Annotated in this window: 19 protein-coding genes; 5 read left to right on the top strand and 14 right to left on the bottom strand. The window is 70.4% G+C overall.

What is annotated here, in order from left to right:
• Nucleotides 1–112: 112 nt before the first annotated feature.
• The gene (locus ACIOEW_RS34500; RefSeq protein ID WP_401968855.1) at nucleotides 113–1138 is read left to right on the top strand and encodes a lytic polysaccharide monooxygenase; all 1026 of its coding nucleotides are present in this window, start codon (nucleotides 113–115) and stop codon (nucleotides 1136–1138) included.
• A 26-nt stretch (nucleotides 1139–1164) separates the two neighbouring features.
• On the opposite strand, the gene ACIOEW_RS34495 is transcribed toward ACIOEW_RS34500, so the two are convergent.
• The 3 genes from ACIOEW_RS34495 to ACIOEW_RS34485 form a co-directional block, all read right to left on the bottom strand.
• Entirely contained in the window at nucleotides 1165–2061 is an 897-nt protein-coding gene (locus ACIOEW_RS34495; protein WP_401968854.1) for an esterase/lipase family protein, read from the bottom strand.
• A 188-nt stretch (nucleotides 2062–2249) separates the two neighbouring features.
• The gene (locus ACIOEW_RS34490) at nucleotides 2250–3248 is read right to left on the bottom strand and encodes a hypothetical protein (protein ID WP_362548704.1); all 999 of its coding nucleotides are present in this window, start codon (nucleotides 3246–3248) and stop codon (nucleotides 2250–2252) included.
• Entirely contained in the window at nucleotides 3245–6739 is a 3495-nt protein-coding gene (locus ACIOEW_RS34485) for a DNA polymerase III subunit alpha (RefSeq protein WP_401968852.1), read from the bottom strand. Before ACIOEW_RS34485 ends, ACIOEW_RS34490 begins: the two co-directional genes overlap by 4 nt.
• Before the next feature lie 164 nt (nucleotides 6740–6903).
• Between ACIOEW_RS34485 and ACIOEW_RS34480 the strand changes: the two genes are divergently transcribed.
• Both ACIOEW_RS34480 and ACIOEW_RS34475 read left to right on the top strand, forming a co-directional pair.
• On the top strand, nucleotides 6904–7950 hold the full coding sequence (locus tag ACIOEW_RS34480; RefSeq protein WP_401968851.1) for a DUF3533 domain-containing protein: 1047 nt from the start codon (nucleotides 6904–6906) through the stop codon (nucleotides 7948–7950).
• Between the two features lie 243 nt (nucleotides 7951–8193).
• On the top strand, nucleotides 8194–8691 hold the full coding sequence (locus ACIOEW_RS34475) for a phospholipase (RefSeq protein ID WP_362548712.1): 498 nt from the start codon (nucleotides 8194–8196) through the stop codon (nucleotides 8689–8691).
• A gap of 159 nt (nucleotides 8692–8850) precedes the next feature.
• Here the strand turns inward: ACIOEW_RS34475 and ACIOEW_RS34470 are convergent, their stop codons facing one another.
• The 4 genes from ACIOEW_RS34470 to ACIOEW_RS34455 all read right to left on the bottom strand — a co-directional run bounded on the left by ACIOEW_RS34470 (nucleotide 8851) and on the right by ACIOEW_RS34455 (nucleotide 13130).
• Nucleotides 8851–9888, bottom strand: a complete 1038-nt coding sequence (locus tag ACIOEW_RS34470) for a bile acid:sodium symporter family protein (protein ID WP_401968848.1) — start codon at nucleotides 9886–9888, stop codon at nucleotides 8851–8853.
• Nucleotides 9879–10376: a hypothetical protein gene (locus tag ACIOEW_RS34465; RefSeq protein WP_401968845.1), complete on the bottom strand. Its 498-nt coding sequence runs from the start codon at nucleotides 10374–10376 to the stop codon at nucleotides 9879–9881. Before ACIOEW_RS34465 ends, ACIOEW_RS34470 begins: the two co-directional genes overlap by 10 nt.
• Nucleotides 10377–10607: 231 nt before the next feature.
• A complete protein-coding gene (locus ACIOEW_RS34460; protein WP_362548721.1) occupies nucleotides 10608–11474 on the bottom strand; it encodes an isocitrate lyase/PEP mutase family protein in 867 nt (288 codons plus the stop codon).
• Nucleotides 11475–12044: 570 nt separating this feature from the next.
• Nucleotides 12045–13130 (bottom strand): S1 family peptidase, encoded by a 1086-nt coding sequence (locus ACIOEW_RS34455; protein WP_401968842.1) that lies wholly within the window; start codon nucleotides 13128–13130, stop codon nucleotides 12045–12047.
• Nucleotides 13131–13549: 419 nt separating this feature from the next.
• Here ACIOEW_RS34455 and ACIOEW_RS34450 point away from each other — a divergent pair, with 419 nt between their 5' ends.
• Nucleotides 13550–14425: an alpha/beta fold hydrolase gene (locus tag ACIOEW_RS34450; protein ID WP_401968839.1), complete on the top strand. Its 876-nt coding sequence runs from the start codon at nucleotides 13550–13552 to the stop codon at nucleotides 14423–14425.
• A 46-nt stretch (nucleotides 14426–14471) separates the two neighbouring features.
• Here the strand turns inward: ACIOEW_RS34450 and fxsT are convergent, their stop codons facing one another.
• The 4 genes from fxsT to fxsA all read right to left on the bottom strand — a co-directional run bounded on the left by fxsT (nucleotide 14472) and on the right by fxsA (nucleotide 22451).
• Complete coding sequence (fxsT, locus tag ACIOEW_RS34445; protein ID WP_401968836.1) at nucleotides 14472–18404, bottom strand: FxSxx-COOH system tetratricopeptide repeat protein; 3933 nt, start codon at nucleotides 18402–18404, stop codon at nucleotides 14472–14474.
• Nucleotides 18388–19743, bottom strand: a complete 1356-nt coding sequence (fsxC, locus tag ACIOEW_RS34440; protein WP_362548801.1) for an FxsC protein — start codon at nucleotides 19741–19743, stop codon at nucleotides 18388–18390. The genes fxsT and fsxC overlap by 17 nt, the downstream gene beginning before the upstream one ends.
• A gap of 213 nt (nucleotides 19744–19956) precedes the next feature.
• On the bottom strand, nucleotides 19957–22209 hold the full coding sequence (fxsBH, locus tag ACIOEW_RS34435) for a radical SAM/SPASM protein FxsBH, inactivated beta-hydroxylase extension form (protein ID WP_401968834.1): 2253 nt from the start codon (nucleotides 22207–22209) through the stop codon (nucleotides 19957–19959).
• 74 nt (nucleotides 22210–22283) lie between these two features.
• Entirely contained in the window at nucleotides 22284–22451 is a 168-nt protein-coding gene (gene fxsA / locus ACIOEW_RS34430) for an FxSxx-COOH cyclophane-containing RiPP peptide (protein WP_219571751.1), read from the bottom strand.
• A 226-nt stretch (nucleotides 22452–22677) separates the two neighbouring features.
• Between fxsA and ACIOEW_RS34425 the strand changes: the two genes are divergently transcribed.
• Nucleotides 22678–23604, top strand: coding sequence for a DUF4231 domain-containing protein (locus ACIOEW_RS34425; protein WP_401968831.1), 927 nt, complete (start codon nucleotides 22678–22680; stop codon nucleotides 23602–23604).
• A 70-nt stretch (nucleotides 23605–23674) separates the two neighbouring features.
• On the opposite strand, the gene ACIOEW_RS34420 is transcribed toward ACIOEW_RS34425, so the two are convergent.
• The 3 genes from ACIOEW_RS34420 to ACIOEW_RS34410 all read right to left on the bottom strand — a co-directional run bounded on the left by ACIOEW_RS34420 (nucleotide 23675) and on the right by ACIOEW_RS34410 (nucleotide 26348).
• Entirely contained in the window at nucleotides 23675–24154 is a 480-nt protein-coding gene (locus ACIOEW_RS34420) for a hypothetical protein (RefSeq protein WP_362548739.1), read from the bottom strand.
• 229 nt (nucleotides 24155–24383) lie between these two features.
• Entirely contained in the window at nucleotides 24384–25283 is a 900-nt protein-coding gene (locus ACIOEW_RS34415) for a S1 family peptidase (protein WP_362548742.1), read from the bottom strand.
• A 264-nt stretch (nucleotides 25284–25547) separates the two neighbouring features.
• A complete protein-coding gene (locus ACIOEW_RS34410) occupies nucleotides 25548–26348 on the bottom strand; it encodes a DUF1684 domain-containing protein (protein ID WP_401968828.1) in 801 nt (266 codons plus the stop codon).
• Nucleotides 26349–26351 lie beyond the last annotated feature (3 nt).

The raw sequence follows: 26351 nt of genomic DNA, 5'->3' as shown, positions 1-26351 counted from the left end.
AACGATCGCCGTCAGCCCCTTTCCCGGGCCTTTCCGGGGCCGGTCCAGGGCTAGCTTGCTGTTCGCGGGACGCCCCGCACACCGCCGTGGACCGCTGAAGGAGTACCCCGCCATGCCTGCCATCACTCCCGCCCGCCGCAGGGCCGCCGCTGTCGTCGCACTCGGTGCGACGCCGCTCGTACTCACCGCCCTGACCGCGGCGCCGGCCTCGGCGCACGGCTCGCTGACGGACCCGGTCAGCAGGGTCTCGGCCTGCTTCGCCGAGGGTCCGGAACACCCGCGGTCCGCCGCGTGCGTGGCCGCGGTCGCGGCGGGAGGCACCCAGGCGCTGTACGACTGGAACGGCGTCAACATCGCCAACGCGGCAGGGCAGCATCGGCAGTTGATCTCGGACGGCAAGCTGTGCAGCGCGGGCAACGACAAGTTCAAGGGGCTCGATCTGCCGCGCGCCGACTGGCCGGCCACCGATATGAAGGCGGGCTCCCACACCTTCCGCTTCCGGGCCACCGCCCCGCACAAGGGGTCCTTCGCGCTGTATCTCACCACCACCGGCTACGACCCGGCGAAACCGCTGAAGTGGTCGGACCTGGAGGAGAAGCCGTTCGCCGAGGCCACCGACCCGGAGCTGGTGGACGGTTCGTACGTCTTCGACGGCACCGTTCCCGAGCGCTCGGGGCGCCAGCTGATCTATACCGTCTGGCAGCGGTCGGACTCCCCCGAGGCGTTCTACGCGTGCTCCGACGTGGTCTTCGGCGGTACGGGCGGCAGCGCCGCGAGCGGCAGCGGTTCGGTCGCCGCCGTGCCCGCGCCGTCCGCGTCGGCGCCCTCCGAACAGGAGATCACCGAGGGTGCGCGGAAGTCCTCGGTCGAGCACGGCGGCCACGGTGACGACGACGCCGATACGGCCGCGACCGTCACCGAGGCCGCCGGGGCGACGGCTCCGGCCAATGCCCCGGAGCCGGACAGCGCGTCGGGCGATGTCCCCGTCGCAGGGGCCGACAACCTCGCCGAGACGGGCGGCAGTGCCGCCACGAGCCGGCTGGCCATGGGCGGTGCGGCCGCGATCGCACTGGGCGCGGGCGCGCTGCTGGTCTCGGTCCGTCGCCGGGCCGCCGCAGCGACCCGGCGCGGACTCTGACGGACGGTCCGGTCAGGGGCCGGTCCCTACCCGATGACCGAGGCACAGGTGGTCGGGGTGGCGTGCGCCGGGTCCAGGGCGTTCGCCACCTCGTGGTAGGCGATCCGGTCGATCGTCCCGATCGCCACGTGCTCGGACAGGTCGACCGGGCACAGGTCCTGGAGCAGGACGTTGCGTACGTCCGGCCCGTTCAGGAACTGTGTCCGGTACGGGGTCACGACCTCGTCGTACTTGGTCGCGATGACGGTGTAGTGCACGCCGGCCACGGTGTCGGGCACGGAGTTGAGCTTGGTGACGAAGGGCGATCCGGCCACCTGGTCGGCGAGTCCGGGCGTGCCGGCGTTGAGCAGGTCCTCGGCGCCGGGGAAGTACGGCAGCAGCTTGGTCAGGCCGAGGAGGGTGGTGCCGTGGTTGTCGGGCGCGATCCCGACCAGGGCGTTGACCTTGGCCGCTCCGCCGAGGAACTTCAGGTAGTAGTTCGGCATCATGCCGCCCTGGGAGTGGCCGACGAGATCGGCCTTCGGGGCTCCGGTGGAGGCGAGCACCTTGTCGACGAAGACGGAAAGCTGTCCGGCCGACTTGTCGATCGGGCCGAGGCCGTTGAAGAGCGGCACTCCGGGGAGCTGCCCGTAGTCGAGCGAGTAGACGCAGTAGCCCCGGTTGACCAGGTAGGGGGCGAGGACGAGCCAGTTGTCGACCGAGTTCCCGAAGGTCCCGTGGACGAGTACGACGGGCCGGGGGTGGGCTGCGGAGGGCTTGCAGGAGTAGTCGTTCCAGCCACGGGAGGTGACCGTGGCAGTGGCGGTGGGGGTGGCTGCAGCGGCAGTGGCCGTGGGGGTGGCGACTGCGGCGACGGCGAGGAACAGTGCGGCGAGGGTTGTCCGCGCACGTGGGGTACGCGACGCACGGGTCCAGGGCAGCATCGTGTGGTCTCCTTGCGGCTCAAGGGAGTTGCGATGTCTGTGCACCCTGCGGCCCGGACCACAAGTTCTGACGACGTTCTACGTGCTCATGCCAACTTACGCATGAGTAAGGTTGCGTGGGAAGTTACGCGTCGGTAAAAACTGACGCGGTAGTAACCGTAGCTTCAGGACAGTCGCCGACGGGCAGGTCAGGCCGCGAGTCGCCCCGGCATCACAGCCTGCGGACCGAATCTGGCCCGCAGCCGGTCCGCGACCGCCTCGACCCGCCGCGCCCGTTCGTCGACCGGGTCGAAGGTCAGCTGGTGCGCGGCCCGCCCGGCATCGCCGAGCCCCTCGGCGCGCAGCGCGATCCCCCGTACCCTGGCCCGCTGCAGGGCGAACGAGTCATGGATCCGGTAGGCGAGCGCGGTCAGTTCCGCGGAGTGCGCGGTGGGCTCGCGGAGCGTACGGCTGCGGGTCAGCGTCGAGTATCCGGTCCGGTCGGCATAGCGCACGGAGACCGCGAGCGAGCGGCACACCTGCCCCTCGCCGCGCATCCTCGCCCCCAGCTCCTCGGTGAGCGACATGAGTGCACGCCGCTGACGCTCCCGGTCCAGTTCGTCGCGCGGGAAGGTCCGCTCGGCGGCGAGCGAGCGGGCCGCGGCGTTCGGCACGACCTTCGTACGGTCGATGCCGTGCGCCCGCTCCCACAGCTCGCGCCCGGTCCGTACCCCGGTGATCCGCTGCAAGGTGCCGAGCGGGGCGGCCGCGATCCGGCCGACGGAGTCGAGCCCGTATCCGCACAGCGTGCGGGCCGTCGCCGCCCCGACGCCGTCCAGCGCGGCGGCCGGCCGGTCCGCGAGGAAGGCGGCTGCCCCGCCGGCGGGCACCACGAAGGTCGTCCCGGGTGCGGCCTGCCGTGCCGCCATCCGGGCCAGCATCGGGTTCTCCGCGGCCCCGATCGCGCAGTCCACCCCGTGCAGGGCCAGCGCGCGGACCCGGATCACCGAGGCCAGCCCCTTCACGTCCTGCCCGAAGTAGCGCAGCGCGCCACGGACATCGGCGAGCGCCCCGTCGGGCGGGGCCGCCTCGACGAGGGGGGTGAACGAACCGAGCAGGGCGAGCAGCCCCGCGTAGCCGGCGCCGTCCGGGAGACCGCCGCCGACCCGGCGAAACCGCAGGCAGAGGATGCCGGACTGCTCGCTCATCCCGCACTCCCCGGACTCTGGTGCCACAGCTTCCTTCCGGTGGGCGCCCCTTCGCCGGGTGGCTGCAGGTCCGACCAGGGGTTCATCTCGTAGCCGGTGGGCATCCGGATCCGGCGGCCGTCGTCGGCGGCGGACGCCTCCTCCTCCCCCTCCTTCTCCTTCTCCGGTGCGGCCGCCTCGGCAGGCACCTGGGCCAGCCGGGCCGCGACCGCGTCGAGCCCGCCGGTGCGCCGCAGTTCGGCCAGCTCCGCCAGGTTCCAGGCGGCCGCGCCGACCACGCTCAGGCTCCGCGGCCCGCGCCGCTGCACCACTCCGCGTACCAGCAGCAGCCAGGAATGGAAGACGGTGTACGCGCAGGAGGCGTGGCTGTCGTCGAAGAAGGCCAGGTCGACCAGGCCCGTACCGTCGTCCAGGGTGGTGAAGACGACCCGGCGGCCGGAGCGTATCGGCGGGGTCTGGGTGGCCGCCTTGGCGCCCGCGACCAGCACGGTGTCCCCGTGCCGTGCCTCGCGCAGCCGCTTGGCCGAGACCGCGCCGAGCTCCTTCAGGAAGGCGTGGTGATCGCTCATCAGATGGCGTGAGACATCCATGCTCAGCACGCCCAGTTCGGCGCTGAGCCGTTCCGCCTCGTTGAGGTCGGGCAGGCCGATGGAGCCGGTGCGGTGCCCGCCGCCGAGCGGCAGTTGCGCGCCGGAGCCGCCGGAGCCCGCGCCCCGCTGGGCACGGTGGAGTTCGGACAGGTGCAGCAGCAGATCGCGGCGGTTGGCGCCGAACGCGTCGAGAGCGCCGACCTGCGCCAGCCGTTCGGCGGCGGGCTTCCCCGGACGGGCCCGCTGCCAGAAGTCCAGCAGCGAGGTGTAGGGCTGTCCGGCCTCGATCCGGGTGACCTCGGCCGCACTGATCCCGTGGACGTCCGAGAGCGCCAGCCGCAGCCCCCAGGCCTCCTCCCTCTCCCCTGCGTCAGACACCAGTTCGATTCGATGGGCGGCCGCCGACCGGTTCACATCCAGCGGCAGCACCGGCACTCCGCGCCGCCGCGCGTCCGCGAGCAGCAGACGCTTCGGGTACATCCCCGGGTCATGAGTGAGCAGCCCGGCATAGAAGGCCGCCGGGTGATGCACCTTCAGCCAGGCCGACTGGTACGTCGGTACGGCGAAGGCCACCGCGTGCGCCTTGCAGAAGCCGTAGCTGCCGAACGCCTCGATGATCTCCCAGGCACGGGCGATCACTTCGGCGCTGTACTTGCGCACCGCCGCGTGCTGGGCGAACCAGACCCTGATCCGGGCCTGCGACTCGGGGTCGGAGAGCCCGCGCCGGACCCGGTCGGCCTCGTCCCGGCCGCAGCCGGTCATGATGTCGACCATCTCGATGATCTGCTCGTGGAAGACCACCACCCCGTACGTCTCGCGCAGCGGCCCCTCCAGGTCGGGGTGCGGATAGCGGACCGGCGCCCGGCCGTGCCGGGCCTCGATGAACGGGCGCACCATGTCGGCGGCGACCGGGCCGGGCCGGAACAGCGAGATGTCGACCACCAGGTCGTGGAAATCCGCCGGCTGAAGCCTGCCGACCAGATCACGCTGGCCGGGCGACTCGATCTGGAAACAGCCCAGCGTCTCGGCGGTCCTGATCAGCCGGTACGTCTCCGGGTCGCCCGGCGGCACCCCGTCCAGGTCCACCTCCTGTCCGGAGGCCCGCTTCACCTCCGCGACCGCGTGCGCCATCGCCGACTGCATCCGTACACCGAGCACGTCGAGCTTGAGCAGCCCGAGGTCCTCCACGTCCTCCTTGTCGAACTGCGCCATCGGGAAGCCCTCGCCGCTGGTGGGCATGACGGGGGTGCGGCGCAGCAGCGAGGCGTCGGAGAGGAGGACCCCGCACGGGTGCATGGCGATGCCGCGCGGCAGTGCGTCGAGCGCCTCCACCAGCTCCCACAGCCGCCCGTACTTCTCCTTCGTCCTCGCCACCTCGCGCAGCTCGGGCAGTTCCTCCATGGCCGCGAGGGCGTCGCGGGCCCGGATGTGCGGGAAGGCCTTGGCGAGCCGGTCGGTCTCGGCCGGGTTCATGGAGAGTGCGGCGCCGACGTCGCGGATGGCGTGGCGCACCCGGTAGGTCTCGGGCATGGCGACGGTGGCGACCCGTTCGGCGCCGAAGCGGCCGATGATCGCGCGGTAGACGTCGAGGCGGCGGGCGGACTCGACGTCGATGTCGATGTCGGGCAGCACGAAGCGGCGCTTGGACAGGAAGCGCTCCATCAGCAGCCCGTGCTCGACCGGGTCGGCGTGGGCGATGCCGAGGAGGTGGTTGACCAGGGAGCCGGCCCCGGAGCCACGCGCGGCCACCCTGACCTTCATCTCCCGTACGTCATCCACGACTTGAGCAACCGTCAGGAAGTACGAGGCAAAGCCGTGGTGGGCGATGATGTCCAGCTCGTGGTGCATCCGGTCCCAGTACTCGCGCCTGCGGTCGTAGCCGCGCAGCACCATGCCCGCGGCGGCACGGGAGGCCAGCACCCGCTGGGCGGTACGGCGGTCCGCGCCGACGAGGTGCGGTTCGGGGAAGTGGACCGAGCCGAGGCCGATGTCGCCCCGGGGGTCGACCACGCAGGCGTCGGCGGTGCGCCGGGTCTCCGCGAGCAGCCGCGCCCCGGCACCGGGGCCGAGTCCGGCGGCGGAGGTGATCCGCTCGGCGGTCTCCGCCATGGCGTGGGCGTCCTTGAGCCAGCGCTCCCCGCTGTCGAGCGGGGAGCGGCGCGGGTCGACGGGGACGAGCCTGCGGGCGGAGTCGAGCACATCGGCGACCGGGCCCTGACCCGCGTCGGCGTACCGGACCGCGTTGGTCAGCACGGCCCGTATCCCCTGCTCGGCGGCGAAGCCGACGGTACGGGCGGCGAGCCGCAGCGAACCGGGTCCGGTGCCGTCGCGGCCGTGGTGGACGGCTTCGAGCCGCAGGTCGTCGCCGTACACCTCCCGCCAGGGGGCGAGCAGGGCCGCGGCCCGGTCGGGTCGGCCGGCGGCCAGTGCCCTGCCCACCTCGGAGGCGGGGCCGAGCAGCACGGTGAGCCCTTCGGCGGGCAGTGCGGAGCGGTCGAGCAGGGGGCGGCCGCCGTCGGGTACGGCTCCATGTGCGGCGGTGACGAGGCGGCACAGTTCGGCCCAGCCCTGGGCGCCGTCGCGGGCGAGGAAGGTGGTCCTGGGTGCGGATTCATCGACAAAGGCACCCCCACGGACCGGGGTCCGCAGCCGGTGCGTACGCCCGTCGCCCTCCGCGCGCCCAGCGGGGGCCACGGCGAGTTCCGCCCCGAAGAGCGGCCGCACTCCCGCCCGCTCGCAGGCCTTGGCGAACCGGACCGTACCCGCCAGGGTGTCGCGGTCGGTCAGCGCGAGGGCATCCAGCCCGCGCTCGGCGGCGCGCTCCGCCAGCCGCTCCGGGTGCGAGGCCCCGTACCGCAGGGAGAACCCGGAAACGGTATGCAGATGCGTGAACCCGGGCACCCGCACCTCCTGAACCGATCCGTACTCACCACCCCCTCGCTCTCCACCATAGACCAAGTTTCGAACATTCGTACGATATTCGAGCGTGAGCCATCTCCCCCACCCCTCAGCCATTCGGCCCGGCCCCGCCTGCGTGAACGTCGGACACCCCGGAGCGTGGGGGCATGACTTTCGTCGACGAGGTGAAGAACGCCGTCACTCCACGGGCCGCACTGCTCGTCATCGGCGTGCTGGCACTGCAGCTGCTGTTCATCGCGTCCTACATCGGAGCGCTCCACAATCCGAAGCCGACGGACGTCCCCTTCGGCGTCGTCGCACCCCAGCAGGTGTCCGCCCAGCTCGTCACCGAACTGAAGAACCTCCCCGGCGGCCCCCTGGACCCCCGCACGGTCACCGACGCGGCCACCGCCCGCCGCCAGATCCTCGACCGCGACATCGACGGCGCCCTGATCGTCAATCCCAGGGGCACGACCGACACCGTGCTGGTCGCCTCCGGCGGGGGCACCGTCCTGGCCACCTCCCTGACGAAGATCATCAAGGAGGCCGAGCTCACCCAGCACCGCACCGCCCGCGCCGTGGACGTGGCCCCGGCCTCCGACCAGGACTTCGACGGACTCTCCTCGTTCTACCTGGCCGTGGGCTGGTGCGTGGGCGGCTACCTCTGCGCCTCGATCCTGGCGATCAGCGCGGGCAGCCGTCCCGCCAACCGTCAGCGCGCGGTGATCCGGACCGGCGTCATGGCGCTGTACTCGATCGCGGGCGGGATCGGCGGCGCGATCATCATCGGCCCGATCCTCGGAGCCCTGCCCGGATCCTTCTGGGGAATGTCGGGCCTGGGCGCACTGACCGTCTTCGCGGTCGGCATGATCACGCTCGCCCTGGAGGCGCTCACCGGCATCGTCGGCATCGGCCTGGCCGTCCTGATCGTCGTGATCGCGGGCAACCCGAGCGCGGGCGGCGCCTTCCCGCTCCCGATGCTCCCGGACTTCTGGCGGGCGATCGGCCCCGCCCTGCCGCCGGGGGCCTCCACCTGGACGGCACGCTCGATCGCGTACTTCAGGGGCAACGCGGTGACCGGGCCGCTGCTGGTGCTCTCCGCGTGGGCGGTGGTGGGCACGGTCATCACCCTGCTGATGGCGATGCGGAAGAAGCCGGAGGCGGCGGACGCCCCGCTCGCCGGAACGGCGGGCGGCGGCTCGACACTGACGTGACGGGAGGAGCGGCCCGGTAACCGTCCGCACTCTTCACCGCCCTTCGCTGCCGCTGCCGCCCCCGTCATGGGCGGGGGCGGCAGCGGCGTTCCCATGGCCATCGCTCGACGAACACTGCAATTCTCGGCGTCCAGTCGGCGCAACGACTAGGCATGACAGGTGCATGACGGCATCCTGGGGCGACCTCATGACCCCACGAGGTACACGGCCACCCCAACTCCTTCTCACCCCACGGAGATTGCCATGCGTCGCCACGTCGCCATGCTGCTCGGCACCGTCACCCTCTCGCTCCCGCTCGCCCTGCTGCCCGCCGCATCCGCTTCGGCCGCCCCTGCGGACAAGCCCCAGGTCCTCAGCTCATGGACCCAGACGAGCGCCTCCAGCTACAACACCTGGAACGCCGCCCGCAACAACCAGGGCTCCTGGGCCGCCTACGGCTTCGACTGGTCGACGGACTACTGCAGCACCTCGCCCGACAACCCGTTCGGCTTCCCCTTCCAGACGGCCTGCGCCCGCCACGACTTCGGCTACCGCAACTACAAGGCCGCCGGCACGTTCTCCGCCAACAAGGCCCGTCTCGACTCCGCCCTCTACTCGGACCTCAAGCGCGTCTGCACCGCCTACTCCGGCGCGAAGCTGACCTCGTGCAACGCCACGGCCTGGACGTATTACCACGCGGTGGACATCTTCGGAGTCGCACCGGCGAAGACGGGCGCCGGCAGACTGGCCCAGTCCGCCTGACCGGCCCCGCCGCTCGGAGTCCCGGGCCACCATGCCGTGGCCCGGGACTCCCGGGTTTCCCGGGGCCGCGGCGGCCTGCACCGCACCGTGCCGGGCCTCTCCGGGATGTGACGACAACCGCGAGAACTCGAGTGACCGTCGCCCGGGCCCCGGTCGTTGTCAGACCGTGGAGGCCGGGGCGGGAGAGACGGCCGGCCGCTGTCGGTCCGTCACCGCGGGCCCGCTCCAGCGACGGGCGATGCCGGCACACACCATGAGCTGAAGCGTGTGGTAGAGCATCAACGGGAGCACGGCCAGTCCTACGTCCTTCCCGGCGAACAGGACGCCGGCGATGGGCAGGCCACTGGCCAGACTCTTGGTCGAGGCGCAGAAGACGACGGTGGCACGGTCCTCGTGCCCCACGCCAAGCCTCCTGGTCACCAGAGCGGTCAGGGCCAGCACCAGGGCGAGAAGCAGCGCGCACAGCACCAGCAGCACGCCGAGCCGCGCCGGGGAGAGCCGTCCCCAGATTCCGGCCTCGACCCCCTGACTGAAAGCGGAGTAGACCACCAGCAGGATGGATCCGCGGTCGCACACGAGGGTGATCCGGCGGTGCCGGGTGACCCAGTCCGCGATCCAGGGCCGCGCTGCCTGCCCGAGCGCGAAGGGCACGATCAGCAGCACCACGATGCTCAGCATCTGGTCCGTCGAGAACCGCACACCGCCACTTGACGCCCCGCGCAGCAGGGCGGCGGCGAGCAAGGGCGTCAGGAACACGCCCAGCAGGCTGGAGAACGACGAGGAACAGATCGCGGCGGCCACATTGCCCCGGGCCAGCGAGGTGAAGGCGACGGCCGACTGGACAGTGGACGGCAGTACGCACAGAAAGAGCAGACCGGCGGCGAGATCGGAACTCAGCACGGACGCCGGCAGAGCGGTGAACGCCAGGCCGAGCACGGGGAAGACCACAAAGGTGAAGCAGAGGATGGGCAGGTGCAGCCGCCAGTGCCGCATTCCGGTGAAGGCTGCCTGCGGGGAGAGCCGGGCACCGTAGACGAAGAACAGCAGCCCGATCGCCACGGTGGTGGCCCCGCCGACGGCATCCGCGGACGCGCCCCTGGCCGGCAGCAACGCCGCGAGACCGATGGTGGCGAGCAGCGCCAGGACGTACCGGTCGACGCGGCGCGACACCGCGCGCACGGACGAGGTCAGGGACACGCCGGATGTCCTTCCTGCGGCGTGGCGGTCCCGGATCCGCACGGCCTCGCCTCCTGCGGCCCGGTGCCATCGGTTCCGGCGTTCCGTGCGGTGTCGGGAGTGGCATCCCGGTCGGCGTCGCCCTCCGGGTCGTCGCCGCCGGCTGCCGCTCCCACCTCGCGGTCGTCCTCCTCGTCGTCCTCGCCCTGTTCCACCGGCGCGGCCTGAAGCCGTGCGTCCGAAGGCCCCGCGACGTGCTGTTCGATGGCGCCCCCGCCACCGTCGTGGTCGCTGCCCGCCGTTCCCCTGCTCAGTGGTCCGAGCACGTTGAGCGTTCTGTCGACCTCCAGCCAGGAGTCGGCGTTGGAATTGTCGATGGTGATCAGCGAGGGGCCGTGTGTCGTTTCCATGCCTCCGTCGGGGGCGTCGGCCCACGCGGTACCTTCCACGAACTGTGCCGCGCACAGCACACCGACGGCGAGCGCCAGGGTGGCTCGTGCCCTGGGCACGGTGAATCCCATTATTCTGTTCCCGCTTCCCGGACGTGTTGTCCGTGACTCTGTTCCCGCTTCCCGGACGTGTTGTCCGTGACTGTCGTGATGAACGTGCGGCCGTACGGGCCGGCTGCAGTGCCGGCCCGTATGCGGCACCGGGCGCGAAGCCTGCCGGGGCACCCGCGCACGGCGCGGTCGGGCGCCCCGGGCCCCTGCCCCCGGATACGGCTTCCCCGGCTGTCCGCCTCAGGCGGAGACGAACCGGGGTTCGGCCGGGTGGTGCCGGCTGAGGTTCCTCTCCAGCAGTTCGGTGGAGGCCCGCACACCCACCGACGAGCCGGGCGAGAACTCCGGAAGCCGTCCATCCGCTTCCCTCAGCTCGCTGAGCGCGGTGTCGATGGCGGTGTGAGCGGCAAACAGGCAGGGCGTGCTGTAGATGGCCACCTGGCATTCCAGGTCGGTGAGTTCGGACAGCGAGAGCCTCGGCGACTTACCGCCCGCGATCTGGTTGAAGAGCAACGGCTTGTCGTTGATGACCTTCCGAATCCGGCGGATCCACTCGACATCCCGCACCCCGTCCACCAGCACCACATCGGCGTCGGTCTCCGCGAGCGCCTGGGCTCGGCGCAGAATGTCCTCCTCCTCCGTGGCGTCCGTACGGGCCACGACCACGAGGTCCCCCCGGTTCTCGAGGACGAGGTTCAGCTTCTCGAGGTACTCCTCCAGCGGCAGCACCGTCTTGCCGTCCGCGTGGCCGCACCGGCGCGGACGCTTCTGGTCCTCCAGAATGACTCCGGACGCCCCGCTCCGCTCCAGTTGCCGCACCACATGGCACGCCACTTCCGGGTCGACGTATCCGTCGTCGATATCGACCAGCAGATGGTGGGACGGGAAGGCGAGCCGGAGCCGTTCGACGAAGGCGACCATGTCCGGCCACGCGATGAAGCCGATGTCCGGCAGCCCGTAGTAGGAGGCCGCGAAACCGAACCCGGACACGAAGAAGCCGTCGTAGTGCCGGGCGGCCACTGACGCCGAGTACATGTCGTAGATGCCGACGAGCGGGGTGGTTCCGGGCGTTTGGATCTGCTCGCGCAGGGCGCTTCCGTAGCGCATGTCTCTCTCCTTGAATGCGGCCGTGAACCGGCCGTGACGGTCGACCCCACGCCAGAGGCGGAGTCAGGTCCGACGGGGCTGTCGCGTGGATCGGTGGCGGAATCCGGAAGGCCGGTCCGCCCTCGGCCGAAAGGTGCGGCACACGGCGACGGCATGCACACGCGCAGGGTGGTCTTCCCATCGCCTTTGCGGGTACCTGCATACATATACCGGTCTTTGCCAACAATTTTCATGTCGACACGCACCCCTTCGCGCGAGCCGCGAAGGGCCACCCGATCGGGATATTACGACGGTGCCCGAGCACAGGAAACAGGCCAACCCTGCTTATTTCGCCAGCGATTGAAGGGTGAACGAAGCGATCAGCACTCCGGGAAGAGCACTCCGGACCCACGGACCGCAGGCGCCGGGCGGGACTCAGTCGGGGCCACGACGGCCCCGGCGGGACGAATCGTTCCCGCAAAATTATGCAAGGGTGCCGGCGGCTCACCCGCACGGGGGCCTCGCGCCTTCCGGACACAGAGGAATGGCCCCCGGCGACGCCGGGGGCCATTCACCACTGCGGGAGAGCTGTCAGCCGATCTCCGCCCCGAACGCCGACAGCGCCTCCGGCACCGGCTGGAAGAACGTCTCGCCACCCGAGGAGCAGTCGCCGCTGCCGCCCGAGGTCAGGCCGATCGCCTTGTCGCCGGCGAAGAGCGAGCCGCCGCTGTCGCCGGGCTCGGCGCAGACCGTGGTCTGGATGAGCCCGTTGACGATGTCGCCGTTGCCGTAGTTGACCGTGGCATCCAGCCCGGTCACCTCGCCGTCGTGCACCTGGGTGGTGGAGCCGCTGCGCGTCACCGTCATCCCGACGGTCGCCTCGCCCGCCTGGGTGATCGGCTGGGCGGAGCCGTTGTAGAGGTCGACCTCACTGGGGTGCGCGGTGCCGGAGGTGTACTTCACCAGGCCGTAGTCGTTGTCGGGGAACGACGAGCCCGCGTTCGTACCGATCTCCGCGCCGCCCTGGGAGTCCGACCAGCTGGAGATCGCCTCGGTGCAGTGTCCTGCGGTCAGGAAGTACGGTTCGCCGTCCTTGACCACGTTGAAGCCGAGCGAGCAGCGCCCGCCGTTGCCCCAGATCGCGTCGCCGCCCGCGATGAACGGCCTGAACTCCCCGGCGGACCGCTTGAGCTCGGCCTTTCCGCCCAGCCCCTCGACCACCGAGCTGAGCTTCTGCCAGGCATCGCCCTTGACCGTGCGGTCCGCGGTGACGACCACCTTGTTGCTGACCGGGTCGACGGCCCATGAGGTGCCGGGGATCGTGGCCTTGCCGGTCAGGGTCTGCCTGGCCGCCTTCAGCTCGGCGAGCGAGTTCTGCACGACTCTCGCCTTGCCGCCCGCCTGCCGCACCTGCTCGGCGGCGGCCTCGTCGACCACGTTCATCACGAGGTTCTTGGACGAGGCGTCGTAGTACGCGCCCGCCGCGTCTGTGCCCAGGTCCTTGCCCAGACCGGTGGCGAGCTTTCCGGCCGCCACCGCGTCGAGCGTCCGCGCGGTGAACTGCGGTACGTCGTCACTGGCGTTCGCACTCTGGAACGTCACTCCTGCCGCGACCAGGGCGACCACGGCCGAACCGGCCAGCACTGCGCGCTTCCTGGACATGCGTCGATGCTTCAACTTCGACCTCCTGTGGGGCCGCGCACGGATGATGTGGGGTCGCCCGTACACGGAGGATGGGGCGCCCACTATTCCGACCGCCCAGATAGCACACAAGGCCGACTTCAGGACGCACACACGACAACACCGGTTCGGTCGTGTCACGTTCACTTACCGGTGGTCAGGCCTTGTCGATTCCTTCTGCGAACACCCGGTGCAACCGCCGGGTCGGCAGCGGGTGAGGACTAGTCCTGTCCGGTATTCGCCCCCGCGGACCCGATTCCCGGCGCATCCCCGGGGCACCCGCACCGGCCCGTCGCCCCGGAGCCTCCCAGATTCTCACCACGCGCCATCCCGGTAACGGCTCTGATGGGTCATCATCGGAAGGTGCGGGGAAAGCCGGGCACGTCGTGCCCGCAGGAATCGCGAGGAGGCACGGAGTGCGCAGTCGGGTGCGCGCGGCCGACGGGCGGCAACTGGTGGTGGAGCGGCTGGGGGATCCTCGTGGCAGACCGGTCTTCCTGCTGCACGGGATGCCCGGCAGCAGGCTCGGTCCGGCGCCGCGCGGCATGGTGCTGTACCAGCGCAAGACACAGCTGATCACCTACGACCGGCCGGGATACGGCGACTCCGACCGACTGCAGGGCAGAAGCGTCGCCGACGCCGTCCAGGACGTACGGGCCATCGCGGACCACATCGGACTCGACCGGTTCGCCGTGGTGGGCCGGTCCGGTGGCGCCTCGCACGCCCTGGCCTGCGCCGCGCTGATGCCCGAGCGGGTCACGCGTACCGCTGCCCTGGTCGGACTGGCCCCCCGGGACGCCGAGGGCCTCGACTGGTTCAACGGGATGGCCGCCTCCAATGTGCTGGCGTACACCACGGCGACCGCCGACCCGGCCGGGCTCGCGGAATCGTTCATCTCGCGGTCCGCGGTGATCAGGAAGAATCCTGTCCGGCTCATCGACGATCTGCGCCGGGAGCTGACCGACTCCGACCGGATGGTGGTCAACGACGCCGGCGTCCGCACCATGCTGTTGCGCAACTACCGTGAGGGGCTGCGTACCTCGGCGTACGGCTGGATCGACGACGCACTCGCGTTCAGCCGCCCGTGGGGATTCGACCCGGCCGACATCACCGGTCCGGTGCTGTTGTGGCACGGCGAGAAGGACGTGTTCTCACCGGTCGGGCACACCCGCTGGCTGGCGAGCCGCATCCCGGGCGCCACCGTCGTGGTGGAACCGGCGGCCGCGCATTTCGACGCGCTGCACGCACTCCCCCGGATCCTCAACTGGCTGCTGGACACGTCCGAGGGGTGAGCAGCGGACGCGGGAGCGTCCGGCGGAGGCCGGACGCTCCCGCGGCTCACACCGCCTGCGGTTCCAGTTCGCGCTGGAACCGGCGCTCGTCCCGGGCGATCCGGGTGAGCGGATGGTCGTCACCGAGCTGCCGGGACAGCTCCTCGACCGTCTCCATCCTGACCTGGAGCGCCTCGTCCTTGCGCCCCATCGAGTCGAGCGTGACCGCCATGTTCGACTTCATGGCCAGCGTCTCCGGATGGTGTGCGCCCAGCACCTCCCGGAACTGCGTGGACAGCTCCCGCTCGGTCTTCAGCACCAGGTCGAGATCGCCCCGCTCCGCCGTGGCATTGGCCAGGTTCATCACGCTGAACAGCGTGTTGGGGTGCGCCCGCCCGTACACCTCGCGCATCGAGGCGACCACCCGGGTCAGTACCTGTTCCGCCTCCTCGGCCGCACCGCTCCCCCAGAGATAGACACCCAGATTGTTCAGGGCCGCCAGGGTGTACGGGTGCTTCTCGCCCGGCACCTTCACATACTGGTCGACGACCTCCTGGGCGGCGTCGCGGGCCTCGGTCGCCTCGCCGCCCGCGAACAGGTCGGCCGCCAGATTCAGATCGCAGGCCAGCGACTCCGGGTTGGCGGAGGTGTACTTGGCCCGGTACCGGGCCCGCGTCGCCACCGTGAGCCGGCGGGCGTCCTCCAGCCTGCCTGCCCGGCGCAGCGAGACCGCCAGGCTCTTGGCCGCGCTGAGCGTGCCGGGGAAGGACCGGCCCAGCGTGGCCTTGTAGCTGTCGTACGTACGGCTGAGGATGCCGACCGAGTCCTCGTACCGGCCGACGTCCCGCAGGTCCCGGGCCAGGTTCATGGCCGAGGAGAGGCTGTACGGGTGTTCCTCTCCGAGCACCTCGCGGCGCCGGTCGAAGACGTCCTGGTCGATCTCGCGGGCCTTGGCGTACTGGCCGATGGACCGCAGGGTGAACGCCAGGTTGTTGGCCGCTGCCAGGGCCCTGGGGTGGGAGTCGTGGAAGATCTGGTTGAACCCGTCGGTGGCCTCGGTCGCCAGCTCGATCGCCCTGGTGTACTCGCCGAGCGTGCCGAGGTCGGTGGCCAGGCTGCTGGTGCTCATGTACGTGTGCGGATGCTCCGGGCCCAGCACCTCCCGCTGCGTCGCCAGGGTGATCTCGTCGAGCTCCATGGCTTCCACGTAACGGCCGCGCGAGCGGTAGATGTTGGACAGGTGGAAGCAGAGGTAGAGGTACTGGATGTCCCGCTCCCCCAGCGTCTCGCGCCAGATGTCGCGCAGCTCCTCGCAGAGCGTGGTGGCTGTCCTGAAGTCACCGCGCTTCCACAGGTAGCGCACCCGGTCGATCAGGAGCCTGCGGGCCTCGGGCTCCTTGCAGTTACGGGCGTCCGACGGGCCCAGGTGCGGCCATATCGAGGCGAACTGCGGCCAGTTGGCGGGGTTGTCGATCGGCTCGTCGTCATCGGGCCGGGCACCTGCCAGGATGCGGTGGACGGCGTGCCGGGCGTCCCGCTGCTCCTCCTCGGTGAGCTGGGCCCGGATGACGGCCTGGACGAGCCTGTGCACCTGGATGGAGTTGGAGACCTGGTCGACCTTGGCGAGGGCGAACCTGCCGATCTCCCGGATGACCCGGCCCAGCACCAGCTTCTCCTGGAGCGAGGCGTCGTACGGTTTCAGCGCCTCGATCATCTCCTTGCTGTACAGCAGGTTCCCCGAGATCGGCTCGGGGGCGAAGAAGGCGCAGAGCTGGAGGAGGCGCACCGCGGCGGGTGAGCGCTCCTTGAGGCGCTGGATGGAGATGTTCCAGGTCGCGGCGACCGGCTCGGGGTATCCGGCCGGCTGGTTGAGCGCCAGGACCTCCGGGGCCTGCTGGGCCAGCTGTTCCAGATAGGTGTCGATCGGGGTGGCGGTCTCCGCGATCCAGGCCGCGGCCTGTTCGACGGCGAGCGGCAGGTCCCCCACCGCGGTGGCCACCTGGGCGGCGTCCTCGTCGCTCAGTCCCGGCGCCCGGCGCTGGAGGTGCTCGATGGACTCCTCGCGCAGGAAGACGTCGACGGGCAGCGCGTCGCCGTGCTGGGACCAGGCCTGGTTGCGGGAGGTGACCAGGATGTGCCCGGAGCCGCCCTGCGGGAAGTAGCGCCGCAGCCGTTCGGGGTCGTCGGCGTTGTCGAAGACCAGGAGCCAGCGGTCCGACGGGACACCGCGGCGCAGCAGGTCGACCGCCTCCTGGGAGGCGGCGGCCATGTCGTCGCCGCCCTGGGCGCCCAGCCGGACGGCGAGTTCGGCGAGCCCGGCGACCACGTCGTCGGTCTGTTCGGACGATATCCACCAGACCAGGTCGTAGTCGGCCATGAACCGGTGCACGTACTCCAGGGCGACCTGCGTCTTGCCGACGCCGCCGAGTCCGTACAGGGTCTGTGGCTGAGGCAGCACGACGGCCATGCCGCCGCCGAGCTGGTCGCGCATCCGCTCCAGGACCAGGGAGCGGCCGGTGAACCCGGGGTTGCGCGGCGGTGCGTTCCAGATCCGGGGGACGGTGCCGGGGAAGCGCGGGCCGGGCGAGACCGCGTCGGTGAGCTGTACGGGCCGGTCAAGGGCGCGTAACAGGGCGGCGGTGGCGTGCACCTCGTCGAGCCGGAACAGGTCGACGGGGTTGCGGTCGATGTAGGGCGCGGACAGCCGTACGTCACCGACTCTGAGGGGCAGCAGATGGCGCCGCCCGCCGCCCGGGTCCTCGGCGACGGCCCGGTCCCAGAGGCTCACCGCGCGCTGCGACTTGAGGTACGCGCTGGAGAGCAGCACCACCGTGCGGACCGCGTTCTCCGTGGTGGCGCCCTCGTCCTGGGGCCCCCGCTCGGCGGACACGTCGCGGGGCACGACACGGAATCCGGCCCGGGTGAGGACGGACTCGATCCAGTCGGCCCACATCCGGTTCTCCGCCACATAGCTGAGGAAGAGATCGGCGGGCAGCGCGGGCCTGCGGCGGGTGAACGCGTCACGGATGCGCAGCCGCACCTCTTCCCCGACCGGAGGCATCGACGTGACCTGCTGGTCCGTGATGACGGAGGTGAGCCGTTCGAAGGCGGAGAGAAGGGAGTTGGTGAGCCCCGCCTCGTCCCCGAAGGTGGCCAGCGTCTCCTCGTACGCGTAGTAGGGACGGTACGGAATCTCCACCGCGCCCCAGTAGGCGGTGAGTTCGTCTCCCGACAGGTCACGCGGCAGCCGGTCGAACTTCAGCCGGGCCAGGGCACGGCCGGCGTCCGCCTTCTCCTTCTCCCCCTCGTCGATCCGCATCGGGACGGGGAAGATGGAGATGGGGCGGCCGGTGTACCGCTCGGAGATCTGCCGGGCGACCGAGGCGGCGCCGTCGATGGACTGGTCGCTGAGGGTGAAGCAGTCGACGAGCACGTCGGGCAGGTGGACGGTGCAGATGTCGGCGATGTCACTGAGGCCGGTACGGCTGTCGATGAGGATGTAGTCGTAGTTGGCCTTCATGTCGTCCCGCAGGGCGTCGAAGAAGTGGCCGCCGCCGAGCCGGTCGTAGAAGTTGTCCCAGTCGAAGGTGGAGACGGTCGCGGAGTATTCGCGGTTCTGCCGTCCGGCGGAGACGAAATCGAGCGTTCCGCCCTGCGGGAACTCCCAGCCGAGCGCCTCGGGGGTGAGCGAGACCGCGTGCGGCTGGATCCGCGCGTACTCCCGGTGCCAGTCGTCCGCCCGCTGCACCGGGCTGGTCGCGGCCCAGGCGTACTCGGTGATCAGGTCGATGACACCGGTGGTGGCGCCGAGGGTCGAGGGGTCGAGGAACGGGTGGAAGAACCGGTGGAGTCCGGGTGCCTCCAGATCCCAGTCGACAGCCAGCACCCGATTGCCGTTGGCGGCGAGAATCCAGGCCGTGTTCGCCAGGGCCATGGTGCGCCCCGTACCGCCCTTGTACGAGTAGAAGGTGACGATGCGTCCGTCACGACTGGCCGTCATCCGTGTCCTCCGCATCCGTCGCAGCGTCATGTGTCCGGGGGATGTACTGGGTCTGCGCCATCGGTCCCATCAAGCGCGTCCGTTCGGTGGGTCCTCCGCCGCCGGTGGCGGGCAGATAGACAGCCGCGTGTCTCAGGTACTGCTGGGCGGCCACCTCGACCACCTGCGGCAGGATCTGACCGAAGGCCTCCATGCTCGGTACGCCCTTGGCGGCTGCACGGCAGTAGGCACGGCCCTGGCGCATCTTGGTCGGCATGGTCTGTTCGAGCTTGGCGGCCAGTTCGGCCTCCGCGGCCCTGCTCTCGTGGTCGTCGCGGTTCCACGGGACGACCATCGTCACCCAGGGCCGGTGCTCGGCGTCGAAGGCGGCGAGCCGTCTGCACCGGTCCTCGTCCTGGAGCGCCCAGCGGTCGACGAGGAGGATCTCCGGTGTGGTGGGCTGTTTTCCGACCGGAAGGCCGGCCTCCTCGTCGAAGGAGGTGATGGTGGCCTGGTAGTTGAGGGAGCGCACCAGGTCCTCGGCGACATAGGCCAGGGGCCGTGCGGCGTCCGGGTGGTAGGGGTTCCAGTCCTGCGGGTTGTCGCCGTAGTAGTCGGCGTTGCGCCCCTCCGGCAGGTCGTGGCGGGTGGCGGCGGCGATGGTCACCTGCATGGGACGGGGGCCGCCGGCTCCGCTGCCCGTCGAGCCGAAGGCACTGGGGGCCAGCCGGTAGTCGACGGGCCGGCCGGTGCCGATCCGCACCGTGTCGGCGACGCTGACGATGCGTTTGGCGAGCTCGTACACCGCACGCTCGTACTCCTCGTTGAAGAGTTTGAGCTTGATCAGCCCGTAGAGTCCGTCACTGACGTAACGGTCCCCGAAATCACGGTGGTTGAACTGTAATCGCTCGGCCGGCCCGGGCAGCTGGCTGGGCGGGACCGGCACCCAGAGCGCCGGGACGATCGCCTCGGCGGGCTGGTTGGAGCGGGCCCGGTGGTGAATGGCGCGCTGGGCGAAGGCGTACCACTCCTTGCCGCACATCTCGCTGGCGAAGTAGCGCGGCGAGAACAGTGGTACGAACACCCGGCAGGTGGCGAGCACCTCGCCGAGCCGTTCCGACCAGCCCTCGCCGGAACGTATCTCGCGGTCGATGAAGCCCGCGGGTGCGCCCGCGGGCAGATCGGTCATGGCCATCACATGGCCACAGAGATCCTGGAAGAGCCGCTCGACCCACATATCGGGGTCCGTGCCACCGCCGTACCCCGGTGTGTGGGCGTAACTCAAGAAGAAGTACGGCCGATGGTCCGCCGCTCGCTGCTGCGTCGTCGCGTGCACACGACCCCCGTCCTGTGTGAGCACCCGCACCCGAGGAGTGAAGAGAATGCGAGCGAATTCATCATTCCGGAGCGGACCTTGCTCCACCCCCATGACGTTCGGTCAATCAACGCCACTTTTCAGTCATCTGTTCCCGGGCCCCGTCGATCACGCCTCTGCGCGCATGCGGTCTGATGCCGTTCCTCCCGGTTGTCCCGAGTCTGCGACCCCCCTCCCCTTCGAACCGGAATTCTGTATTCAGAATTCCTTTCGCATCAGAGCCAGCAACCGTTTTCCGCCGACGGTGAGTTCGGCCGCCCCTTCGAGCGTATCGAGCGCCTGCGGCACTCCGTCCCGGTACCGGGAATCGAATGCCGCGAGCGCCAGCCGTTCATGGACGTCGGCCAGCATCCGGGAAAACGGAACCAATTCTTCCCGCCAGGGCATTCGATGTTCCCAGGAGCCGTCCGCCGCGTAAAGATCCGTGACGTCCACAAGTGCCCGGAATCTCGCTCGCCGCACTCCGCGCAGCAGCGTGAGCGCCAGCGTGCCGGCCTCCTCGTCCGCCCCGATACCGAACGCGCCGTATCCGTGCCGTCCCACCGAGGGCTCGCCCGGCGTCAGGCCGGTGAGCGGGGTGAAGGTGAGCGGGAACGGGCCGTCCGCGCACTTGGCACCGTGGGCGGGAGCCCGCTCCTCGATCAGCGCCCAGGCCTTGGTGAGCGCGTCACCCAGACGGCCCGCACCCACCGCGTCGAGCGTGGGGGCGGCGGGTGCGCCGAAACAGTCCCGGTACGGGTCGAGATCGTCGATCACGAAGCCGTGGCCCGGGAACGGGCCGCCCGGCAGGGCGAACGCGCGCACCGGCAGCCAGCCCGGCTCGGCCTCGGCGGACCGCCGGATCCGCCGCTCCGCCGCTCCGGCGGCAGGACCGGCCAGGAACCCGTCCCCGGCCGCGCGCACCAGCACGGTGCCGCGCTCCCCCGGCCCGGCGACCGTCAGCCGGCCAAGGGTGGGCAGCACGAGCCCGCCGTCCCGGTAGGGCACCGGTACCCGCAGATCGAGGCCGGCCCGTACGGCGGCCGCAGCGATAAGGGTCTGCAGACCGTCCGCGGCTGTGGAAGCCGCCTGCGGCCGGGCCTCGTGCAGCGCGTCCAGCGCGTCGAGCAGCCAGGTACGGGTGTACGGATGGGCTAGTACGCCGTCCAGCCCCCTGGCCCCTTCCTCCGAGCCCTCCAGCACGGCCGCCAGCTCCCACGCCGCCGCCCACCGCTCACCGCCCAGGCCGTCCAGGTCCGCGTGCAGCCGGGCCAGCAGGGTGCGGGTGAGGTCCTCCTGGGCCGTGAGCAGTTCGACCGGATCGGCCACCGCGGGCGCCACGGTGTCCGCGGGCGTACGAGCCTCGATGCCGCGCACCAGGGCGGCGAGGTCATGGCAGTACACGGACGGGTTGTCGAATCCTTCGCCGTCGCCCGCGGAGTTGTAGCGATGGGTGTACAGGCCTCCCCCGCACGAACGTACGACGGGGCATCGGCGGCACGTCTCGCTGACGCCCTCCAGGCCGAGCTGCCTGGCCCGCACCCCGGGGTGTGCCGCGACCTCGTCGAAGGCGTTCGCGAAGACGTCGAATCCGGTGGCCGCCGCGCCCTCGTAGGCGCTCTTCAGCGAATCGACCTGCTCCAGCCGGCCGTCGGTCTCCACGACGACGAGGTCGGTCGGCGCGAGGCCCAGCGACTCGGTGAGGCTGGGGCCGCCGGTGAGCGTGGAGGCGACCGAGGAGAAGATCCGCACCGGCACGGGACGCCCCTGCTCCTGCCAGCGGTCGAAGACCGCGAGGAGCCAGTCGGCGTAAGCGGTGGGCGATCCGTCCGGCCGCGGCGGCGGATCGTCCCAGGTGGCGTGGGGAAGCAGGAAGTCGATGAGCGGCGGTTCGAGCTCCGTGAGCGCGTCGAGGACCGCGACCGGGTCGTTCGCGATGTCGATGGTGCACAGGAGGCCGAGGTTGAGATGGCGGTAGCGCTCCTGCCGGAGCAGCTCGACGGCCTTGAGGACCAGGGGGTGACTGCTGCGGCCATCGGCGAAGCGGCGGTGCCGGTCGTTGGCCGCGCGGTCGCCGTCGAGGGAGATGCCCACCTTGACGTCGTACTCGCTGAAGAGGTCGAGATAGCGCGGGCTGAGCTGCAGGCCGTTGGTATGGATCCGGAGATCGAGGGCGGCCACGCCGTCGAAGGCGGAGGTGAGCTCTTCGCAGATGCGCCGCAGCCGGGCAGGGCCCGCCAGCAGAGGCTCCCCTCCGTGCAGGATTACTGACACGGAGGGCAGTGCATGTGTCTTGGCATGCTCAGCCAGGCGCTGAGCAGTCCGGAAGATGACTTCGTCAGAGATTGTTTTCGGACGGGTTCGCCAGCTCTGATCGGCATGTTCGTAGACATAGCAATGGTCACAGGCAAGATCACACCTGCTGTGAACCTTGAGGACTACTTCACGGAAAGGGACCAGGGGTCCTGTCATTCCACCAGTCTAGCCAGCGTGGAAGGGTGATCCGGCAGACCGGCCGTCCCGGAGGAGTGATCCGTAATGCGGGATCAGAGGGAGGAGTTGAAGGTGGATGCCTGGCTGGGGCGACCGGCGGAGGCGACATGCACCCGACCGAGCTTCCTGGCTGCTTCGCCACCACGCGCGTCGATCGCGGCGAGCGGCACACGGCTCTTCTTCGCAACGGCGAAGGAGAGGGAGGATTCAGTGGTCTTCACGGCCGTCCTTGAGGGGATTCGTTCCGATGGAATGGTTCCGGACAGGAAACCAGCGTTGGTACCTGCACCATTGCAGTGTCCGGCGGCACGACTTTACTCTCATGACCTCGGTTGGCAACTGAGGACGCCCACTTGGAACAAGAGCGTCACATGGGACCCGCCGCGATCAAGCGGAACCGTTACTTCCGCCATCGGAGTGATGACATAACCGCAGACGGGAGTGAACATGACGGCGATTCCCGGACCACTGCAGAGCATGGTCTTCAGGAACGCTGATCTGCCGGAGCTCTTTCACCACACGGACGCCATTGCGATCGCCCGCCAGCGGGAGTCGGTGAATACCACCCGATGGCAGCTCATCCTGCTGGTCGTGGGCACGGTCCCGGCGGCGCTACCCTGGCATGCGGAGGTTGCCGGAACGCTCCAACTGACGGACTGCGTAGCCGTGTTGGCCTACCTCGGCGTCCTGGTCGCCACCTACCTCACCTCCCGGCGGAAAGCGAAGTCGCACTGGCAGCTCAATCGCTCCGCGGCAGAGTTCATCAAATCGATGTGCTGGCGCTACTCCGTGCATGGCTCACCTTTCGATACCGGCACCCAGCACCCCGAAGCGGTGTTCGCCAACCGGCTCGAAGAGGGGCTGCAGGAGCTCCGCAAGGTGGGCTGGGCCGACCCCCGTGACCGGACAGCCGATTCCGGCGGGCTCATCACCGATTCCATGCACGCATTACGGGACAAGGCATTCACCGTGCGCAAGGAAACGTATGTGCGCGACCGGCTGATCGAACAGCGGAGCTGGTATCGCAGCCGCCAGGAGGTGTCCCGGCGGGCCACCCTGGTCTGGTCGACCACCATCGCCACCCTGACGGCGCTCGCCCTGGCCCTCGCCCTCCTCAGGGCCTTCTCGGCCGGCCAGTCCTTCGCGCTGACCGGGGTGCTCTCGGCGGCTGCCGCCGCCTGTCTCGCCTGGAGCGAGATGCGCCGCCACCATCCGCTGATCTCGGCCCACTCCCTGGTGGAGAAGGATCTGGAGTCGATGCAGATAGCGATGGAGACCACGCTGAACGAGCGCCAGTGGCCGCGGGCGGTGTTCGAGACCGAGCGCATCGTCTCCCCCCAGCACACCGACTGGCTCGCCCGGCACCAGATGTGACGACCCCGGCACCCGGTCCGGTGATGTGCAGGCCGCACGCGCGCGACCTGCCGGCGCCCATGACGGCGGGTCAGCTCCGTTCGACCCCGTCGCGCCAGATCACGGTGACCGGGCGGCCCAGCCCGCGGGCGTAGGTCACGATGTCCCCCGTGCCGCCGAGGCCACGGGCGGGCCGGCCGTCCCATACGGCGATCAGCCGGTCGCAGTGGTCGGCGATGTAGGCGCCGGCCGCGTAGTACGCCTCGTCGGTGGAGTGCGGGTAATCGAGCCTGACCTCCCGCACGGCGCGGGCCTTGAGAGCCCGGTAGCGGGCCAGTTCGGCTCCGTCGGCGAAGCACGCCTCGTAGTCGCCGCTGGGGATGACCACGGTCAGTTGGGCACCGTGGGCGAGGGCGAGGTCCGCGAAGAGCTGGTCCGCCCCGACCGCCAGGCTGGACAGCGCCTCGACCGAGCCGTCGAATCCGCGGAACGCCGCTCGCATCGACGCCAGCACATGGTCATGGACTTCCTGCGGAATGCTGCGGTGACCGGTCACTCCGATGCGTTTCACGGACCTGGAACCCCCTGGGGTGTCTGCCGGGGGTTCCCGGAGGGCGTCCCTCCGGGAGGCGCAGCGTCCGCCCCCGTTGCTCCTGCGTGACCGTCCTGGTCACATCCTCTCAAAAGCCGCGGCCTCAGCGGGAGCCCCCGCTCGTAATTCGGGCGGGGGCTCGACGTGTTCGACATGCGCTTTCGAGGGAAGGGCCGGTTCCGGGGGACAGAACCGGCCACCCCGCATGTCAGTAGACGCTGACGCCGTACGCGCTGAGCGCCTCGGTGACCGGCTGGAAGAACGTCGTACCACCGGAGCTGCAGTTGCCACTGCCGCCCGAGGTGAGTCCGATCGCCTTGGAGCCGGAGTAGAGCGGGCCGCCCGAGTCGCCGGGCTCCGCGCACACATTCGTCTTGATCATGCCGTAGACGATGTCACCGCTGCCGTAGTTGACCGTGGCGTTGAGTGCCGAGACGGTGCCGCTGTGGATGCCGGTGGTGGAGCCGCGGCGGGTGACGGACATCCCGACCGTGGCGTTCGCCGCGCTGGTGATGTCGACGCTGCCGACGGTGCCCTCGTGGGAGACGGCGGCGTTGTCGTAGCGCACCAGACCGTAGTCGTTGGTCGGGAAGCTGGAGCCGACCGTCGGGCCTATGTAGGTGGTGTTCGAGGAGTTGGTGTACCAGGGAGGGTTGCCGTCGGTGCAGTGACCGGCGGTCAGGAAGTAGTACGTGCTGCCGCTGCGGACGTTGAAGCCGAGGGAGCAGCGCCAGCCGGGCGCGTAGATGGCGTCACCCCCGGAGAGCAGCTTGCTGAACTTCCCGGATGTGCGCTCGATGCGCAGGGCACCGGCGTTGACGCCCGCGGAGTCCTTGATCTGCTGGATCTCCGCGGCCGAGACCGTGCTGTCGGCCGTGACCACGAGCTTCTTCGTCACGGGGTCGACGTTCCAGGCCGTACCGGCCACGTCGGCGCCGAGGACGGCGTCGCTCGCGGCGGAGAGCTGGTTCGCGCTGTACGTTCCGTTGGAGCTGGCCTGTGCGCTGGGGACGGCGAGTGCGGCAACCGCCACGAGACCTGCGGCGATGGCGACGGCCCTGCTGCGTCTCGCGGCAGTGCTGAGGGGGGTGGTGCGCTTGATCCTCACTTGTTTCCTCCCGAGGGGAGTCGGGGGTCCGCCCGTGGGGTGGTCGGACCCGTGAGGCGCAGTCATGGGCGCGGCCATCTGCTCGCGTTCCGGATGTGCCGTGCCCCTGACAAGCGCTGCTCGGGAGTATTCAAGGCGTCAACTTCTTGCGCAAGAGCGCCTTCTGGCCTGAGCTTCCCGGATTCCGGATGTCTCCGCGCATGTGTCCGGCCCCGGCGCAGAAGGGTCTGCCGGGGCCGGACGCGGTCGGACGGAGGCGCTGGATCAGCCGTCGGTCCGGTGGCGCTCGCCCGCTTCGACGGCGACGGGGAGGGTGTTGCCGGGCGGCGGGAAGGGGCAGATGAAGTGATCGGCGAAGGCGCAGGGCGGCAGCAGCGCACGGTTGAGGTCCACCGTCACCGATCCGTCGTCGGCCGGGGCGGCGGGCCGCAGGAACCGGAAGCGGTAACTGGTGTCCCCGCTGGTGGTGTCGGCGAAGACCGCCCAGAGCGAGCCGTCGCTCTCGACGGCGACCTGGAGGGTGTGCTCGACGCCGTCCAGCTCGAAGGCGATCTCCCCGCCGAGCCCCAGCCCGCGCTCGACACCGTCGGCGTTCTCGACCCGGACGGTGCGGGAGGTGTCGTACGGGCGGAAGCGGCCCGGCACGGCCCAGCGCGGGTCGTACGGTGTGGCCTCGATGGCGCGGAAGGCGCGCCGTGGCGCGGAGTCCGGGTCGAAGTCCCGTACCGCCCACAGGCCTTCGCGGCTCAGCACGACGAGCCGGCGCTCCCCGTGCGCCACCCGGGAGGCGTCGATCGGGCCGCGGTCGGCACCGAGCCGGACCTCGCCGGTGAAGGGTTTCCCGTCGACACTCAGCCCGTCCTCGGCTCCGGCGGTGAGCACCACCTCCTCGCCGTCCTCCCGCCAGTGGCCCGGGACGGCCGGAATTCGCCCTTCCGGGTAGTCGGAGAGCCAGTGGGTGCCGGTGAGGGAGAGCGGCCCGTACGGTGCGGCGACCGTGGTGGTCCGCTCCTGGTGCCAGTGGTTCCAGTCCCGTGCTGCCTGCTGCTGTGCGTCCGTGCTCATGTG

The organism is Streptomyces sp. NPDC087901 (assembly GCF_044742205.1).
Classification (GTDB): Bacteria; Actinomycetota; Actinomycetes; order Streptomycetales; family Streptomycetaceae; genus Streptomyces.
The sequence above is the reverse complement of the archived record's forward strand: the minus strand, read 5'-3'. Positions and strand labels throughout refer to the sequence as shown.

Excerpts from the sequence above, each read along its gene's own strand:
- ACIOEW_RS34490 (WP_362548704.1), bottom strand. The coding sequence starts at position 3,248 with ATGAGCGAGCAGTCCGGCATCCTCTGCCTGCGGTTTCGCCGGGTCGGC.
- fxsBH (WP_401968834.1), bottom strand. The coding sequence starts at position 22,209 with ATGACAGGACCCCTGGTCCCTTTCCGTGAAGTAGTCCTCAAGGTTCAC.
- fxsT (WP_401968836.1), bottom strand. The coding sequence starts at position 18,404 with ATGACGGCCAGTCGTGACGGACGCATCGTCACCTTCTACTCGTACAAG.
- ACIOEW_RS34500 (WP_401968855.1), top strand. The coding sequence starts at position 113 with ATGCCTGCCATCACTCCCGCCCGCCGCAGGGCCGCCGCTGTCGTCGCA.
- ACIOEW_RS34475 (WP_362548712.1), top strand. The coding sequence starts at position 8,194 with ATGCGTCGCCACGTCGCCATGCTGCTCGGCACCGTCACCCTCTCGCTC.
- ACIOEW_RS34425 (WP_401968831.1), top strand. The coding sequence starts at position 22,678 with ATGACGGCGATTCCCGGACCACTGCAGAGCATGGTCTTCAGGAACGCT.
- ACIOEW_RS34460 (WP_362548721.1), bottom strand. The coding sequence starts at position 11,474 with ATGCGCTACGGAAGCGCCCTGCGCGAGCAGATCCAAACGCCCGGAACC.
- ACIOEW_RS34410 (WP_401968828.1), bottom strand. The coding sequence starts at position 26,348 with ATGAGCACGGACGCACAGCAGCAGGCAGCACGGGACTGGAACCACTGG.
- ACIOEW_RS34480 (WP_401968851.1), top strand. The coding sequence starts at position 6,904 with ATGACTTTCGTCGACGAGGTGAAGAACGCCGTCACTCCACGGGCCGCA.
- ACIOEW_RS34495 (WP_401968854.1), bottom strand. The coding sequence starts at position 2,061 with ATGCTGCCCTGGACCCGTGCGTCGCGTACCCCACGTGCGCGGACAACC.